The sequence below is a fragment of the Streptomyces sp. EDA2-14 genome (assembly GCF_054963755.1).
Genome location: NZ_JBUEGE010000001.1, coordinates 927808 through 943922 on the forward strand (window position 1 = coordinate 927808; position 16115 = coordinate 943922).

General features: G+C 67.8%; 15 protein-coding genes. 10 read left to right on the forward strand and 5 right to left on the reverse strand.

Annotated elements, in window-relative coordinates; genetic code table 11:
- Positions 1-93 precede the first annotated feature (93 nt).
- Positions 94-1299 carry a quinolinate synthase NadA gene (nadA, locus tag ACY34M_RS04115; RefSeq protein WP_462717653.1) on the reverse strand — a complete coding sequence of 402 codons (1206 nt, stop codon included), beginning with the start codon at positions 1297-1299 and terminating at the stop codon, positions 94-96.
- 239 nt (positions 1300-1538) lie between these two features.
- Between nadA and ACY34M_RS04120 the strand changes: the two genes are divergently transcribed.
- Positions 1539-1895, forward strand: coding sequence for a HesB/IscA family protein (locus tag ACY34M_RS04120; RefSeq protein WP_306321347.1), 357 nt, complete (start codon positions 1539-1541; stop codon positions 1893-1895).
- A gap of 72 nt (positions 1896-1967) precedes the next feature.
- Here the strand turns inward: ACY34M_RS04120 and ACY34M_RS04125 are convergent, their stop codons facing one another.
- Both ACY34M_RS04125 and ACY34M_RS04130 read right to left on the reverse strand, forming a co-directional pair.
- Positions 1968-3437, reverse strand: coding sequence for a hypothetical protein (locus ACY34M_RS04125; RefSeq protein ID WP_462717654.1), 1470 nt, complete (start codon positions 3435-3437; stop codon positions 1968-1970).
- An 82-nt stretch (positions 3438-3519) separates the two neighbouring features.
- Entirely contained in the window at positions 3520-3729 is a 210-nt protein-coding gene (locus ACY34M_RS04130) for a hypothetical protein (protein ID WP_462717655.1), read from the reverse strand.
- Between the two features lie 135 nt (positions 3730-3864).
- Here ACY34M_RS04130 and ACY34M_RS04135 point away from each other — a divergent pair, with 135 nt between their 5' ends.
- Positions 3865-4839 carry a carbohydrate kinase family protein gene (locus ACY34M_RS04135; RefSeq protein ID WP_462717656.1) on the forward strand — a complete coding sequence of 325 codons (975 nt, stop codon included), beginning with the start codon at positions 3865-3867 and terminating at the stop codon, positions 4837-4839.
- Positions 4840-4961: 122 nt separating this feature from the next.
- Here the strand turns inward: ACY34M_RS04135 and ACY34M_RS04140 are convergent, their stop codons facing one another.
- Positions 4962-6341 (reverse strand): aminotransferase class V-fold PLP-dependent enzyme, encoded by a 1380-nt coding sequence (locus ACY34M_RS04140; RefSeq protein WP_462717657.1) that lies wholly within the window; start codon positions 6339-6341, stop codon positions 4962-4964.
- 370 nt (positions 6342-6711) lie between these two features.
- On the opposite strand from ACY34M_RS04140, the gene ctaC reads away from it, so the two are divergent.
- The 4 genes from ctaC to ACY34M_RS04160 all read left to right on the forward strand — a co-directional run bounded on the left by ctaC (position 6712) and on the right by ACY34M_RS04160 (position 11195).
- On the forward strand, positions 6712-7671 hold the full coding sequence (gene ctaC / locus ACY34M_RS04145; protein ID WP_462717658.1) for an aa3-type cytochrome oxidase subunit II: 960 nt from the start codon (positions 6712-6714) through the stop codon (positions 7669-7671).
- Positions 7668-9398, forward strand: a complete 1731-nt coding sequence (ctaD, locus tag ACY34M_RS04150; protein WP_462717659.1) for an aa3-type cytochrome oxidase subunit I — start codon at positions 7668-7670, stop codon at positions 9396-9398. Before ctaC ends, ctaD begins: the two co-directional genes overlap by 4 nt.
- The gene (locus ACY34M_RS04155) at positions 9395-9793 is read left to right on the forward strand and encodes a cytochrome c oxidase subunit 4 (RefSeq protein ID WP_462717660.1); all 399 of its coding nucleotides are present in this window, start codon (positions 9395-9397) and stop codon (positions 9791-9793) included. The genes ctaD and ACY34M_RS04155 overlap by 4 nt, the downstream gene beginning before the upstream one ends.
- A gap of 145 nt (positions 9794-9938) precedes the next feature.
- Positions 9939-11195, forward strand: a complete 1257-nt coding sequence (locus ACY34M_RS04160) for a L,D-transpeptidase (RefSeq protein WP_462717661.1) — start codon at positions 9939-9941, stop codon at positions 11193-11195.
- Positions 11196-11277: 82 nt separating this feature from the next.
- On the opposite strand, the gene ACY34M_RS04165 is transcribed toward ACY34M_RS04160, so the two are convergent.
- Positions 11278-11679 (reverse strand): hypothetical protein, encoded by a 402-nt coding sequence (locus ACY34M_RS04165; protein WP_462717662.1) that lies wholly within the window; start codon positions 11677-11679, stop codon positions 11278-11280.
- Positions 11680-11866: 187 nt separating this feature from the next.
- Between ACY34M_RS04165 and ctaE the strand changes: the two genes are divergently transcribed.
- The 4 genes from ctaE to qcrB all read left to right on the forward strand — a co-directional run bounded on the left by ctaE (position 11867) and on the right by qcrB (position 16064).
- Positions 11867-12487 (forward strand): aa3-type cytochrome oxidase subunit III, encoded by a 621-nt coding sequence (ctaE, locus tag ACY34M_RS04170; RefSeq protein ID WP_462717663.1) that lies wholly within the window; start codon positions 11867-11869, stop codon positions 12485-12487.
- Positions 12488-12568: 81 nt separating this feature from the next.
- Positions 12569-13378, forward strand: coding sequence for a cytochrome bc1 complex diheme cytochrome c subunit (gene qcrC, locus ACY34M_RS04175; RefSeq protein WP_462717664.1), 810 nt, complete (start codon positions 12569-12571; stop codon positions 13376-13378).
- Positions 13375-14430, forward strand: a complete 1056-nt coding sequence (gene qcrA, locus ACY34M_RS04180; RefSeq protein ID WP_462717665.1) for a cytochrome bc1 complex Rieske iron-sulfur subunit — start codon at positions 13375-13377, stop codon at positions 14428-14430. The genes qcrC and qcrA overlap by 4 nt, the downstream gene beginning before the upstream one ends.
- Positions 14427-16064 (forward strand): cytochrome bc1 complex cytochrome b subunit, encoded by a 1638-nt coding sequence (gene qcrB, locus ACY34M_RS04185; RefSeq protein WP_462717666.1) that lies wholly within the window; start codon positions 14427-14429, stop codon positions 16062-16064. The genes qcrA and qcrB overlap by 4 nt, the downstream gene beginning before the upstream one ends.
- Positions 16065-16115 lie beyond the last annotated feature (51 nt).

Genomic DNA, 16115 nt, shown 5'->3' on the forward strand with positions numbered 1-16115 from the left:
GCGTTCATCTGGCGCTCGCCCCGCTTCCGGTTTCGGGGCTCTGCCCCGGACCCCGCTGCTCAATCGCCGCAGGGGCTCAGAGGGCAGGACCGGTTACGGCAGCGCCAGCATCCGCTCGAGGGCCAGCTTGGCGAACTGCTCCGTCTCGCGGTCGACCTCGATGCGGTTGACCAACTGGCCGTCCGCCAGGGACTCCAGCGTCCACACCAGGTGCGGCAGGTCGATCCGGTTCATGGTCGAGCAGAAGCACACCGTCTTGTCGAGGAAGACGATCTCCTTGCCCTCCGGGGCGAACCGATTGGCCAGGCGCCGCACCAGGTTCAGCTCCGTGCCGATGGCCCACTTCGACCCGGCAGGCGCCGCCTCCAGCGCCTTGATGATGTACTCCGTCGACCCGACGTAGTCCGCCGCGGCCACGACCTCGTTCTTGCACTCCGGGTGCACGAGGACGTTCACGCCCGGTATGCGCTCCCGCACGTCGTTGACCGAGTCCAGCGAGAAGCGCCCGTGCACGGAGCAGTGCCCGCGCCACAGGATCATCCTGGCGTCCCGCAGCTGCTCGACGGTCAGCCCGCCGTTCGGCTTGTGCGGGTTGTAGACGACGCAGTCGTCGAGCGACATGCCGAGGTCACGGACGGCCGTGTTGCGGCCCAGGTGCTGGTCCGGCAGGAAGAGGACCTTCTCGCCCTGCTCGAACGCCCAGGTCAGCGCGCGCTCGGCATTGGACGACGTACAGATCGTGCCGCCGTGCTTGCCCGTGAACGCCTTGATGTCCGCGGAGGAGTTCATGTACGAGACGGGGACGACGGACTCGGCGATGCCGGCCTCCGTCAGCGCGTCCCAGCACTCGGCGACCTGCTCGGCCGTCGCCATGTCGGCCATGGAGCAGCCGGCGGCGAGGTCCGGGAGCACGACCTTCTGGTCGTCCCCGGTGAGGATGTCGGCCGACTCGGCCATGAAGTGCACACCGCAGAACACGATGTACTCGGCCGAGGGCCGGGCCGCCGCGTCCCGCGCCAGCTTGAAGGAGTCCCCGGTGACGTCGGCGAACTGGATGACCTCGTCGCGCTGGTAGTGGTGTCCGAGCACGAACACCTTGTCTCCGAGCTTTTCCTTGGCCGCGCGGGCCCGCTCCACCAGGTCCGGGTCGGACGGCGAGGGCAGATCGCCGGGGCACTCCACACCGCGCTCGCTGCGCGGGTCGGCCTCGCGCCCAAGCAGCAGCAGCGCCAGAGGCGTGGGAGAAACGTCCAGGTCAACAGGGGCCTGGGGGGACTGGGCCGTGGTCACGTCACGCACCCTTTCTTCGCTCTGCTCGACTTTTCGTCGAAATGACGTTATCTATCATACGTGCTTCACGTCAGTTTGACGATGGTGATGTCGTCGATGTGACGCATCCGGCCGAGGCCGCCCCGTGCCCCGCCCGCGCACGGTGTGCGAGCATGAAGAGAAGAAAAGCGAAACCCGGAATGGATCCGGGCCTTTGCCGGTTAGCAATGGTCGGCAAGCAGTCTCCGTACAACCCGGGAGAGATGTAGATGTCCGTATCGGACGAGACCAGCACCGTCAGCGACGGCATCATCCTCAGCGACGAAGCCGCGGCCAAGGTCAAGGCTCTGCTCGACCAGGAAGGCCGTGACGACCTGGCCCTGCGTGTGGCTGTTCAGCCCGGCGGCTGCTCCGGCCTGCGTTACCAGCTCTTCTTCGACGAGCGCTCGCTCGACGGTGACGTCGTCAAGGACTTCGGTGGCGTGAAGGTCGTCACCGACCGCATGTCCGCCCCGTACCTGGGCGGCGCCTCCATCGACTTCGTCGACACGATCGAGAAGCAGGGCTTCACGATCGACAACCCGAACGCGACGGGTTCCTGCGCCTGCGGCGACTCGTTCAGCTAAGCAGCACAGTGGTAGCGCGGAAGGGGCGGCCCCCATGGGGCCGCCCCTTCGGCGTTCTCGTGGTCCGACAGGTCAGTCCCGCGGTGCGGGCTCGACGCCGCCCGGCGCGTTCTTCTGCGCGTGCGGCACGGCGGACCCGTCGGCCGCCACCACCTTCCGCTCACCGAGCGGCTCGTCCAGCGGCACCCGCAACGTGTAGTACTTCGCCAGCTCGATGCAGACGGTGCCCTTCTTCTCCGTCCCGGTGACCTTCACGCTCACCCGGCCCCCGGACTCGTCGGCCGACGCCGCGTACTTCGCGCACACGCCACCCGTGAAGTGCACGGTCAGCGTCTTCCCCGCGGCGCTGTACCCCTGGATGTGCACGGAGTCGGCGCGGCCCGTGGGGGAGGGCGCCGCGCTCTTCGGCGCCACCAGATAGCGGGGCTCCACCGCCGGATACGTCACCGTGTACGCGGCCCGCGACCCGGCGGGCCGCACCTCGAACAGCCACGACGGCACCAGCGCCTGCCGCCCCCCGACGAAGTGCGCGGCGAGCCCGAACGTCGCCCCGGTGACGTCGACCGTCGAGGGCCTCGCCGGCGCCGACGCGCAGGACGTGTCCTTGTCCCCGCCGTCCCCGCCCAGCGGCACCGGACGCGCGCACCCGCCGACGGACACCCGGCCCCCGGCCGCCGCACCGTTCATCCGCTCCAGCGCCTCGCGGGCCCCGACCGTCGGATACGTGGCGCCCTTGACCGGCTCCTTCACCATTCCGCTGCCGCCGACCACTTGGCCGTCCGGGCCGACCAGGATCCCGGTCGACCAGCCGTAGGTGGGCAGCCCGCCGACCGCCGGATCGGCGTTCACCACGCGGGTGGCGCCCATGAGTTGCTCCGCGTCGAGCTTGGCGTCGTCCTGGCCGAGGGCCTTCAGGACCGGCGCCGCGGCCCGCTTCGCGGCGGCCTCGCCCACCGCGTCCTTCGCGCTGCCCCCGCCCGTCGGGTCCGCGCACTTCGCCGCGTCACCGCACTTGCCGCCGAAGGACGGCGCGTACCGGGAGTACGTCCACGCCCCCGGCGCCTTCCGGCTCACCTGCAACGAGGGCCCCGAACCGTCCTTCGCCGGACCCACCTTCCAGGCGTCGCCGGACTGCCGCGGTGTGCCCTGGACGTCGAGCGCATCGGCGAGCCGGTTCGCCTCGGCGGCGGTCACCCCGCCGCCGGACCGGTAGACGGGGGCCTTGCCGGGGCCCGCCGGGAGATCGCCGGTCGCCCTGTAGCGGGTGCCGTTCGGGTCGGGCTCGCCGGGCGCGATACCGGGCTGCTCCGCGCCGGAGGGGCCGGTGGAGCCGGAGCCCTCGGAGTAGCCGTCCAGGGCGAGCGGCGGGGGAGTGCCCGTGCCGCCGGGCCGGGCGGAATCCTCGTGGCCTGACCCGCCGTCGGCGTTCGCCGCCAGATACGCGCCGCCGCCTCCGGCGAGCAGGACGGCCGCCGCGACCGACACGATGGCAGTCGTCCGCCGTCGCCCGTGCAGATCCCGCGTCCGCTCTTCGCCGCTCACCGCATCGCTCCTTCGCACCGGGGACACCGATGGGACGGGATGCGGGGGCGCGCGGTTCCCTTCCGGGAATTTCCGGGAACGCTCAGTCGCCGAAACCGGCCATGGAGTCGATCAGCCGCGCGGACGACTCGGGCACGACGACGCCGTGAATCCCGGTCGGCCCGGCCACGGCGGAGCGGCTCTCCACCTCCCACGGTGCGCGCGGCGTCGACCAGTGCGGAAGCATCCGGACGCAGTCACCCCGCAGCGAAGCGAGATCGTCCTCGGCCATGCCTGCCACGTCGTAGGTCATGACGGCACGGTAGCCCTGAGGTGACATCCGAAGAAAGACCCGCTATCAGGCATTTCCCATACTTCAGCCCGCACGCCCCGAGCGGGTAGCGTGAAGCGTCAACTCCTCCCCTTATTCAGGAAGCGTGCTCACGCCGTGCGAATCGCAGTCACCGGCTCCATCGCCACCGACCACCTGATGACCTTCCCCGGCCGTTTCGCCGACCAGCTCGTCGCGGACCAGCTGCACACGGTCTCCCTCTCCTTCCTCGTCGACGCCCTCGACGTACGCCGCGGCGGCGTCGGCCCCAACATCGCCTTCGGCATGGGTCAGCTCGGCACGAACCCGATCCTGGTGGGCGCGGCCGGTTCGGACTTCGACGAGTACCGCGCGTGGCTCGAGCGCCACGGCGTGGACACGGACTCGGTCCGGATCTCCGAGACCCTGCAGACGGCCCGCTTCGTGTGCACCACGGACGCCGACCACAACCAGATCGGCTCCTTCTACACGGGCGCCATGAGCGAGGCCCGGCTCATCGAGCTGAAGACCGTCGCGGACCGCGTCGGCGGACTCGACCTGGTTCTCATCGGCGCGGACGACCCGGAGGCGATGCTCCGCCACACGGAGGAGTGCCGCACGCGCTCCATCCCGTTCGCCGCCGACTTCTCGCAGCAGATTGCCCGGATGGACGGCGAGGAGATCCGCACGCTCCTCGAAGGCGCCACGTATCTCTTCTCCAACGAGTACGAGAAGGGCCTCATCGAGTCCAAGACCGGCTGGACCGACGCCGAGATCCTCGGCAAGGTCGGCCACCGCGTCACCACGCTCGGCGCGCGCGGCGTGCGCATCGAGAAGGCCGGCGAGGACCCGGTCGAGGTCGGTGTCCCGGAGGAGGAGGCCAAGGTCGACCCGACGGGCGTCGGCGACGCGTTCCGCGCCGGGTTCCTGTCCGGTCTCGTCTGGGGCGTCCCGCACGAGCGCGCCGCGCAGATCGGCTGCATGCTCGCGACGCTGGTCATCGAGACCCTCGGCACGCAGGAGTACGAGCTGCGGCGGGCGCCGTTCATGGACCGGTTCCGCAAGCAGTACGGGGACGCTGCCGCTCTGGAGGTCGAGGGCTACCTCGGCTGACCTCGGTCCATGGCCGCGGCCGTTCCTGCTCTCTTGGCGAGCAGGGCGGCCGCGGTCCTGCTGTGGTCCTGTTTGCGCCCACGCGGCGGAGCCGCATGTCGACACAGCCCCGCGCCCCCGGGCTATCCGTTCTTGCGCACCACGTATGTCATGCCCCCATCGGGGTGTGGTTCCGCCCCTACGTACTCGTGGGACTGGGTGAAGCACCAGGCCGGGATGTCCACCGCCGCCACTTCGTCGTCGGCCAGGACCGTGACCGTGCCGCCCCGTCGTACGCGGGTGATCGCCCGGCCCAGTTCGATGACCGGCTGGGGGCAGGTCATGCCCATGGCGTCCACGGTCAGGGAATCCGCCGTGCCCTCCGCCCCGGCGGTCGGTGCGCCCAGCTTCTCCCGGACCTCGGACACCACCCCCGGCAGCACGTCGAGTAAGCGGTCGACCTCGGCGGGCTCCGTGCCCGGTGGCAGCGACACCCGTACGTTGCCCTCGCTCACCACGCCCATCGCGCGCAGCACATGGCTGGGCGTCAGCGTGCTGCTCGTACAGGACGAACCGGAGGAAACGGAGAAACCGGCCCGGTCGAGTCCGTGCAGGAGGCTCTCCCCGTCGACGTACAGACAGGAGAACGTCACCAGATGCGGCAGCCGTCGTGCCGGATCGCCGACGACCTCCACGTCCGGCACCAGCTCCGGCACCCGCGCCCGGATCCGGTCCGTCAACTCCTTGAGTCGCGCCGCCACCCCTGCGGCCTCGGCCCGCACCGCCCGTAGCGACGCCGCCGCGGCCACGATGCCCGGAATGTTCTCGAAGCCGGAAGCCCGCCCGGACTCCCGCTCGTCGGCGGGTCCTTGAGGGGCGAACCGCGTCCCCTTCTTTACGACGAGCAGGCCGACCCCGGCCGGGCCGCCCCATTTGTGGGCGCTCCCGGCGAGCAGCGACCAGTCGCCCGGCACCGGCCCCCAGGCCAACGACTGCGCCGCGTCCACGAAGAGCGGCACCCCGGCGGCCCGGCACGCCTCGGCCACTTCGGCGACGGGCTGCTCGGTGCCCACCTCGTGGTTGGCGGACTGGAGGCAGGCGAGCGCCGTGTCCTCCCGCAGCGCGCCCCGGAACGACTCGACCGTGACGCGCCCTTCGCGCCCGACCTCCACCTGCGTCACCGATCCGCCGGCCGTTTCCTGCGCCGCCGCCGAATGGAGCACAGACGAATGTTCGACGGCTGACACGACCAGGTGCTTCCCGGCGCGCCGTCGCCCCGCGAGCGCCCCCGCGACGCCGTCGTGCACCGCCCGCGTGCCGGACGAGGTGAACACGAGCTCGTCGACCCGGCAGCCCACCGCCTCGGCGGCGGCCTCCCGCGCGGCGTCGAGCAGCAGCCGCGCCCGCCGCCCTTCCCGGTACAAACGCGACGGATCGGCCCACCCTTCGTCCAGCGAGGCCTGCAGGGCCTGCCGGGCGACGGGATGAAGAGGAGCGGACGACGCCGAGTCAAAGTAGGCCACGGCGCAACGCTACGGGTGGGCGAGGAGGACGCGCCGCTCAGGGGCGCGGGGCTGTGACATCTGCGGCTCCGCCGCGGGCCGCACGCCAACCACCACGGACCGCGCCCCGCGGCTCGGCAGCCCCGCCCGCCCGGGGCGCCCCCAGCCCCGATCCACCGTCAGAAAGCCTCAAACGCCCCCCGATCCCACCCTTCGGAGTGACCCGCGGCGCGTTAGGCACCCTCCCCGCGCGACCCCAAATAGCGTCCAGTAGGGTTTGGTCCGCATAAACATCCAAACCCCTGCCCGTGTGCCAGGGCGGCGAGCGACCAGCGAGATGGCGGCCGTAGCCAACCAAAGAGCGCGGGCGAGACTCTCGGGAAGGCGCTACGTGAGTCCCAACGGCTCCGACCGCTCGTCGCGGCGCCCGATGCGGCGGAAGCTGCCGCAGGTGCTGACTGCGGGCCTGATCCTGGTAACCGCTACCGGTTGCACATACAAGGACTTCCCTCGTCTTGGTATGCCCACCCCGGTGACGGAGGAGGCCCCTAGGATCCTCTCCCTCTGGCAGGGCTCGTGGGCGGCAGCGCTCGCCACGGGCGTGCTGGTGTGGGGTCTGATCCTGTGGAGTGTCATCTTCCACCGGCGCAGCCGCACCAAGATCGAGGTTCCCACTCAGACGCGGTACAACATGCCGCTCGAGGCGCTGTACACGATCGTTCCGCTGATCGTTGTCTCGGTCCTCTTCTACTTCACCGCGCGCGACGAGTCGAAGCTCCTGAAGCTCGACGACAAGCCCGCGCACACCGTCAACGTGGTCGGCTACCAGTGGAGCTGGGGCTTCAACTACGTCGAGAACGTGCCGGGTGTCGACGGTGACGCCAAGACCTCCAAGGAGCTCTCGGCGATCCCGAAGCGCTTCAAGGACGACTTCCCGGCGAACGCCGGTGGTGTCTACGAGGTCGGTACGCCTGGTGAGCGGAACCCGCAGACCAACAACCCCGGTCCGACCCTCTGGCTCCCCAAGGGCGAGAAGGTCCGCTTCGTCCTCACTTCGCGTGACGTCATCCACTCCTTCTGGGTGGTGCCGTTCCTGATGAAGCAGGACGTCATTCCGGGCCACACCAACTCCTTCGAGGTGACTCCCAACAAGGAGGGGACCTTCCTGGGCAAGTGCGCCGAGCTCTGCGGCGTCGACCACTCCCGGATGCTGTTCAACGTGAAGGTCGTCTCTCCTGAGCGCTACCAGCAGCACCTCAAGGACCTCGCCAAGAAGGGGCAGACCGGTTACGTCCCGTCGGGCATCGCTCAGACGGACCACGAGAAGGACCGGGAGACGAAGAACCTGTGAGCATCCTCAACGAACCCCAGGGTGCCGCGGCAGCAAGCGACTCGTACGAGAACGAGCTGCCGGCCCGGCCCAAGAGCCCCGGCGCGACGGTGATCAAGTGGCTCACCACCACTGACCACAAGACCATCGGCACGCTGTATCTGGTCACGTCGTTCGCGTTCTTCTGCATCGGCGGCGTCATGGCGCTCTTCATGCGCGCCGAACTTGCTCGCCCCGGCACGCAGATCATGTCGAACGAGCAGTTCAACCAGGCGTTCACGATGCACGGCACGATCATGCTGCTGATGTTCGCGACGCCGCTGTTCTCCGGCTTCGCGAACTGGATCATGCCGCTCCAGATCGGTGCCCCCGACGTCGCGTTCCCGCGCCTGAACATGTTCGCCTACTGGCTGTACCTGTTCGGCTCGCTGATCGCGGTGGGTGGCTTCCTCACCCCGCAGGGCGCCGCCGACTTCGGTTGGTTCGCCTACAGCCCGCTGTCGGACGCCGTCCGCTCGCCGGGCATCGGCGCCGACATGTGGATCATGGGCCTGGCCTTCTCCGGCTTCGGTACCATCCTCGGCTCGGTCAACTTCATCACCACGATCATCTGCATGCGCGCTCCCGGCATGACGATGTTCCGCATGCCGATCTTCGTGTGGAACGTGCTGCTGACCGGTGTGCTGGTCCTGCTGGCCTTCCCGGTGCTCGCCGCCGCGCTGTTCGCCCTGGAGGCGGACCGCAAGTTCGGTGCCCATGTATTCGACGCGGCCAATGGCGGCGCGTTGCTCTGGCAACACCTCTTCTGGTTCTTCGGACACCCAGAGGTGTACATCATCGCGCTACCGTTCTTCGGCATCATTTCCGAGGTCATCCCGGTCTTCTCGCGCAAGCCGATGTTCGGCTACTCCGGCCTCATCGGCGCGACGATCGCCATTGCCGGTCTCTCGGTGACCGTGTGGGCGCACCACATGTACGTCACCGGCGGTGTGTTGTTGCCGTTCTTCTCCTTCATGACGTTCCTCATCGCCGTGCCAACAGGCGTGAAGTTCTTCAACTGGATCGGAACGATGTGGAAGGGCTCGCTGTCCTTCGAGACACCGATGCTCTGGGCGATCGGCTTCCTGATCACCTTCACCTTCGGTGGTCTGACCGGCGTCATCCTGGCCGCGCCGCCGCTGGACTTCCACATCTCCGACTCGTACTTCGTGGTGGCGCACTTCCACTACGTGGTCTTCGGAACGGTCGTCTTCGCGATGTTCTCCGGCTTCCACTTCTGGTGGCCGAAGTTCACCGGCAAGATGCTGGACGAGCGCCTCGGCAAGATCACCTTCTGGACGCTGTTCATCGGCTTCCACGGCACGTTCCTGGTGCAGCACTGGCTGGGCGTCGAGGGCATGCCGCGTCGTTACGCGGACTACCTCGCGGCCGACGGCTTCACCGCGCTGAACACGATCTCGACGATCTCCTCGTTCCTGCTCGGTCTGTCGATCCTGCCGTTCTTCTACAACGTGTGGAAGACCGCCAAGTACGGCAAGAAGATCGAGGTCGACGACCCGTGGGGCTACGGCCGTTCGCTCGAGTGGGCGACGTCCTGCCCGCCGCCGCGGCACAACTTCCTCACGCTGCCGCGCATCCGGTCCGAATCCCCGGCGTTCGACCTCCACCACCCGGAGATCGCCGCCCTGGACCAGCTGGAGAACTCCGGTCATGGCGACAAGGCTCTTGCTAAGGAGGCCGGCAAGTGAAGGTCCAAGGCAAGATGTTCATCTGGCTGAGCCTCTTCGTCCTGATCATGGCCGGTGTCTACGGCGTGTGGTCGAAGGAGCCGGCCGGTACGACGGCGCTCTTCCTGGCGTTCGGCCTGTGCATCATGATCGGCTACTACCTGGCCTTCACGGCCCGGCGTGTCGACACCGGTGCGCAGGACAACAAGGAGGCCGACGTCGCGGACGACGCCGGCGAGGTGGGCTTCTTCAGCCCGCACTCCTGGCAGCCGCTCTCCCTCGCGGTCGGTGGCGCGCTCGCGTTCCTGGCCGTCGCCATCGGCTGGTGGCTGCTGTACTTCTCGGCCCCGATCATCCTGTTCGGCCTGTGGGGCTGGGTCTTCGAGTACTACCGCGGTGAGAACCAGAACCAGTGAGCTCCGGCTGACCGGTACTGAACTCCCGTAGCCGAAGGGCCCGGACACTCCTGATGGAGCGTCCGGGCCCTTCCGCATGCCGCCCGTTGCCCCGTGCGGCGCACTTCGCCGCGCTGGACCGGGTGTTCCTTCTTACGGTGAGGTCATGAACCACTCACCGCGTATCCGTACGGTTCTGGGTTGCTCCCTGCTGGTGGCCGCACTCGGTGCGGGCACCGTGGGGTGCGGCAGCTCCAGCCACCCGCTCACCGCCAAGCCGTACGACGCGGCGAGCCAGATCTCCTTCAACGGGCCCGCGGGCGGCAGCAAAAAGGCGGACCCGGACAAGCCGCTCGAGGTCACCGCCCAGGGCGAGGAGTCCCGCATCACCGACGTCACCGCCCAGGACGCCATGGGCCGCTTTGTCGCGGGCGAACTCTCCGCCGACGGCACGAGGTGGCACACGACCGCTCCGCTGACCGCCAACGCCCAGTACACGGTCCGGGTGAGCACCGAGGACGAGGACGGCGAGCCCGGCCGCAAGGTCCTCACCTTCGACACGGGCCACCCGAACAAGGAGAAGGCCCTCAAGGTCACGTTCGGGCCGCAGAAGGGCACGTACGGCGTCGGACAGCCGATTACCGCCGAGCTGAACAAGCCCGTGAAGGACGAGAAGTCCCGGGCCCTCGTGGAGCGCTCCCTGAAGGTCGACTCCAAGCCGGCCGTGAAGGGCTCCTGGTACTGGGTGGACAGCACGGAACTGCACTACCGCCCCAAGGGGTACTGGCCCACTCAGGCGAAGATCACGGCCACCAGCAGACTCGACGGAGTGAAGATCCGCGACGGATTGTGGGGCGGCGGCTCCAAGCCGCTGACCATCACCACGGGCGACCGCATCGTGGCCGTCACCGACGCCTCCGCGCACTCCATGACGGTCTACCGCAACGGCAAGGAGATCAACTCCATCCCGGTCACCACGGGCAAGGCCGGCTTCGAGACCCGGAACGGCGTCAAGGTGGTGCTCGGCAAGGAGTACTACGTACGGATGCGGGGCGAGACGATCGGCATCGCCGAGGGCTCATCGGACTCGTACGACCTGCCGGTCTACTACGCGACCCGCGTCACCTGGAGCGGCGAGTACGTGCACGCCGCGCCCTGGTCCGTCGGCTCACAGGGCTCCGCGAACGTCAGCCACGGCTGCACCGGCATGAGCACCAACAACGCCGCCTGGTTCTACGACACCGTGCGCCAGGGCGACATCGTGAAGGTCGTCAACAGCTACGGCTCGGAGATGGACCCGTTCGGCAACGGGTTCGGCGACTGGAACGTCGGCTGGAAGAAGTGGCAGGCCGGCAGTGCCCTCACGAAGAAGGCCGACAAGCCCGACCCGGCCCTCCAGGCGCGGCTCAGCCCCGAGGTCTGAGATCACCCGGAAGAATCAACCGTGTGACACTTCCGACTCCCGTACGCCGCCGGCGTACGGGAGTCGGAAGCGCGCGGGCCTGTCAGGCGCCGACAGCGAGCCGGGAGCGCAGCAGGGAGGCCAGGGCCTCGGCGAACTCCACGGGCTCCACAGGGAGCGTCACAGCGGCCTCCGCGCGGCTCCACGTCGCGAGCCACGCGTCCTGCGGGCGGCCGATCAGGAGCAGCACCGGCGGACAGTGGAAGATCTCGTCCTTGATCTGCCGGCACACGCCCATGCCGCCCGCGGGGGCGGCCTCGCCGTCCAGGACACAGACATCGATCCCGCCCCTGTCCAGCTCCTTCAGGACTGCCGGAAGCGTGGCGCATTCGATGAACTGCACCTCGGGGACGTCGGACGCGGGCCGGCGGCCTGTCGCGAGGCGCACCTGCTCGCGCGTGTTGGCGTCGTCGCTGTAGACCAGAACCGTCGCGGTCGACTGCATCGTTCCTCCGAAGACATCGGCGTCTTAAGGGCGTCGTACGGTGATCCGTGTCGCGGAGCCTACTCCTCCCGACACCCCGTCAACACCGGTTCGCACGCGGCTCCGATGGGCCATATGGGCTGGACACACCACCCAGACACTCCGAATGACACCCCCCGGAGTGAGGGCGAGATAAGCGACCGACATAATGTCGGTCGTGGCGACAGCAACGACAGTAGAAACCGGGCACGCGCACCCGTCGGTCAATCGACCGAACCTCACCAGCGTCGGAACCATCATCTGGCTGAGTTCCGAGCTGATGTTCTTCGCGGCCCTCTTCGCGATGTACTTCACCCTGCGATCGGTGACCGGACCGGATCACTGGAAGGAAATGGCGCATGCGCTGAACCTTCCGTTCTCCGCGACGAACACCACGATCCTGGTGCTCTCCTCACTCACGTGCCAGATGGGCGTGTTCGCCGCCGAGCGTGGCGACGTGAAGAAGCTCCGGACGTGGTTCATCGTCACCTTCATCATGGGTGCGATCTTCATCGGCGGTCAGGTGTACGAATACACCGAGCTGGTCAAGAAGGATGGGCTCTCGCTCTCCTCCGACCCGTACGGCTCGGTCTTCTACCTGACCACCGGCTTCCACGGCATGCACGTGACAGGTGGCCTCATCGCCTTCCTGTTCGTCCTCGGCAGGACGTACGCGGCCCGGAGGTTCACCCACGAGCAGGCGACGGCCGCCATCGTCGTGTCCTATTACTGGCACTTCGTCGACGTCGTCTGGATCGGCCTCTTCGCCACGATCTACCTGATCAAGTAGTTCGACGATCACAGCATCGGGCGTAGAACCCGACACATTTCCGCAGCACCGACGCAGAAGATCCTGACACCGGGGTAATCCGTGAAAAAGCTCTCCGCACGACGACGCCATCCGCTGGCGGCGGTCGTCGTCCTACTCCTCGCGCTGGCGGCCACCGGGGGGCTGTACGCCGCGTTCGCACCCGCGGACAAGGCGCAGGCCGATGAGACCGCCCAGTCCCTCGCCATCGACGAGGGCAAGAAGCTCTATTCCGTCGGCTGCGCCAGCTGCCACGGAACCGGCGGTCAGGGCACCTCCGACGGGCCGAGCCTGGTGGGCGTCGGCTCCGCAGCCGTCGACTTCCAGGTCGGCACCGGTCGCATGCCCGCCCAGCAGCCGGGCGCGCAGGTCCCGAAGAAGAAGGTCATCTACTCGCAGGCCGAGATCGACCAGCTCGCGGCGTACATCGCGTCGCTCGGCGCCGGTCCGGTCGCGCCGACCGAGAAGGACTACAGCGCCAACGGCGCGGACATCGCCAAGGGTGGCGAGCTGTTCCGCACCAACTGCGCCCAGTGCCACAACTTCACCGGTGAGGGTGGCGCGCTGACGCACGGCAAGTTCGCACCGAGCCTCGAGGGTGTCGCCCCGAAGCACATCTACGAGGCCATGCAGACCGGCCCGCAGAACATGCCGTCGTTCCCGGACACGACGATGACCAAGCAGAACAAGAAGGACATCATCGCGTACCTCGACGCGGTCAACGGTGACGACACCGAGAGCCCCGGCGGTCTCAAGCTGGGCGGGCTCGGCCCGGTCAGTGAGGGTCTGTTCGCCTGGATCTTCGGTCTCGGCGGTCTGATCGCCGTTGCCATCTGGGTCGCCGCTCGGACCGCAAAGGCCAAGAAGTCATGAGTAGCCAAGACATTCCAGAAGAGAACCTGCCCACTGAGCAGGCCGCCGAGGAGCACGGCTCGGTAGCGGTGAAGGACGAGCCCTTCGCCGACCCGGGTCTGCCGCCCCACGAGCACCGGATCCAGGACCTCGACGAGCGGGCCGCCAAGCGGTCCGAGCGCGTCGTGGCCATGCTGTTCACGGTGTCGATGCTGGCCACCATCGCCTTCATCGCCTCGTACGTCACCATCGACGTCAACAAGAGCATCTACGTCTTCCCGATCGGACATGTCAGCGCGCTCAACCTCGCGCTCGGCGTGACCCTGGGCGTGGCGCTGTTCTGCATCGGCGCCGGCGCGGTCCACTGGGCCCGCACGCTGATGTCCGACGAAGAGGTCGTGCAGGAGCGGCACGCGATCGAGGCGGAGCCCGAGGTCAAGGCGAAGGTCCTGCAGGACTTCGCCGACGGTGCCCGCGAGTCGCAGTTCGGCCGCCGCAAGCTGATCCGCAACACGATGTTCGGCGCGCTCGCGCTGGTGCCCCTCTCCGGTGTGGTCCTGCTTCGTGACCTCGGGCCGCTGCCCGAGAAGAAGCTGCGCTCCACGTCCTGGAAGAAGGGCCTGACCCTCGTCAACATGAACACGAACGAGCCGCTGCGTCCTTCGGACATCGCGGTCGGCTCGCTCACCTTCGCCAAGCCCGAGGGCCTGGAGGAGCACGACGAGGACTTCCAGAAGAACATCGCCAAGGACGCCCTGATGCTCGTCCGGATCCAGCCGGAGAACATCAAGGACAAGCAGGAACTCGAGTGGTCCCACGAGGGCATCGTGGCGTACTCGAAGATCTGCACCCACGTCGGTTGCCCGATCTCGCTGTACGAGCAGCAGACGCACCACGCTCTGTGCCCGTGCCACCAGTCCACCTTCGACCTCTCCGACGGCGCCCGGGTGATCTTCGGTCCTGCCGGTCACGCGCTGCCGCAGCTGCGCATCGGCGTCAACGGTGAGGGTCACCTCGAGGCGCTGAGCGATTTCGCTGAGCCCGTCGGTCCTGCCTTCTGGGAGCGCGGATGAGTACTACGACCACGAACGACGCGCCTGAGCGCGAGAAGGCACCGGCCGGCGAGCGTGTCGCCGACTGGGCCGACGGACGTCTGGGGATCTACTCCCTGGCCAAGTCCAACATGCGCAAGATCTTTCCGGACCACTGGTCCTTCATGCTCGGCGAGATCTGCATGTACAGCTTCATCATCATCATCCTCACGGGTGTGTACCTGACGCTGTTCTTCCACCCGTCGATGAACGAGGTGGAGTACCACGGCAGCTACGTCCCGCTGCAGGGACAGCTGATGTCCGAGGCGTTCAACTCGACCATGCACATCTCCTTCGATGTGCGCGGTGGTCTGCTGATCCGTCAGATCCACCACTGGGCCGCGCTGATCTTCCTCGCCGGCATGTTCGTGCACATGATGCGCGTGTTCTTCACGGGTGCGTTCCGCAAGCCGCGTGAGGTCAACTGGCTGTTCGGCTTCCTGCTGTTCGTCCTGGGCATGTTCACCGGCTTCACCGGTTACTCGCTCCCGGACGACCTGCTCTCCGGCACCGGTGTCCGCTTCATGGAGGGCGCGATCCTGTCCGTGCCGATCATCGGCACGTACATCTCGTTCTTCCTCTTCGGCGGCGAGTTCCCGGGCGGCGACTTCGTCGCGCGGTTCTACTCGATCCACATCCTGCTGCTGCCGGGCATCATGCTCGGCCTGATGGTGGCGCACCTGATCCTGGTCTTCTACCACAAGCACACGCAGTTCGCGGGCGCCGGAAAGACCAACAAGAACGTCGTCGGCATGCCGCTGCTCCCGGTCTACATGGCCAAGGCGGGTGGCTTCTTCTTCCTGGTCTTCGGTGTCATCGCGGTGGTCGCCGCGATCGCCTCGATCAACCCGATCTGGGCCATCGGCCCGTACCGTCCGGACCAGGTGTCCACCGGCGCCCAGCCCGACTGGTACATGGGCTTCTCCGAAGGCCTGATCCGTGTGATGCCGGGCTGGGAGATCAACCTCTGGGGTCACACGCTCGTCCTGGGTGTGTTCATCCCGCTGGTGATCTTCCCGCTGGTCCTCGCGGCCATCGCCGTCTACCCGTTCATCGAGTCCTGGGTCACCGGCGACAAGCGCGAGCACCACATCCTGGACCGCCCGCGCAACGCTCCGACCCGTACGGCCTTCGGTGTCGCGTGGATCACCTGGTACATGGTGCTGCTCGTCGGTGGTGGCAACGACCTCTGGGCCACGCACTTCCACCTGTCGATCAACGCGATCACCTGGTTCGTCCGGATCTCCTTCTTCGTCGGACCGGTCATCGCCTTCATCGTCACCAAGCGGATCTGCCTCGGCCTCCAGCGCCGCGACAAGGACAAGGTGCTGCACGGACGCGAGTCCGGCATCATCAAGCGCCTGCCGCACGGTGAGTTCATCGAGGTGCACGAGCCCCTCGACCAGGAGGCGCTGCACACGCTCACGGCGCACGAGCAGTACAAGCCGGCCGAGATCGGCCCGACGGTCGACGAGAACGGTGTCGAGCGCAAGGCCACCCGGCGGCAGAAGCTGCGGGCCAAGCTCTCGCGCGGTTACTACGGGGAGAACAACCAGATCCCCAAGCCGACCGCCGAGGAGTACAAGGAGATCACCAGCGGCCACGGCCATCACTGATCTCTGAATCCGTCGCTGTAAGCCACAGCGGGAGCCCTCGTCCAGTGCCTG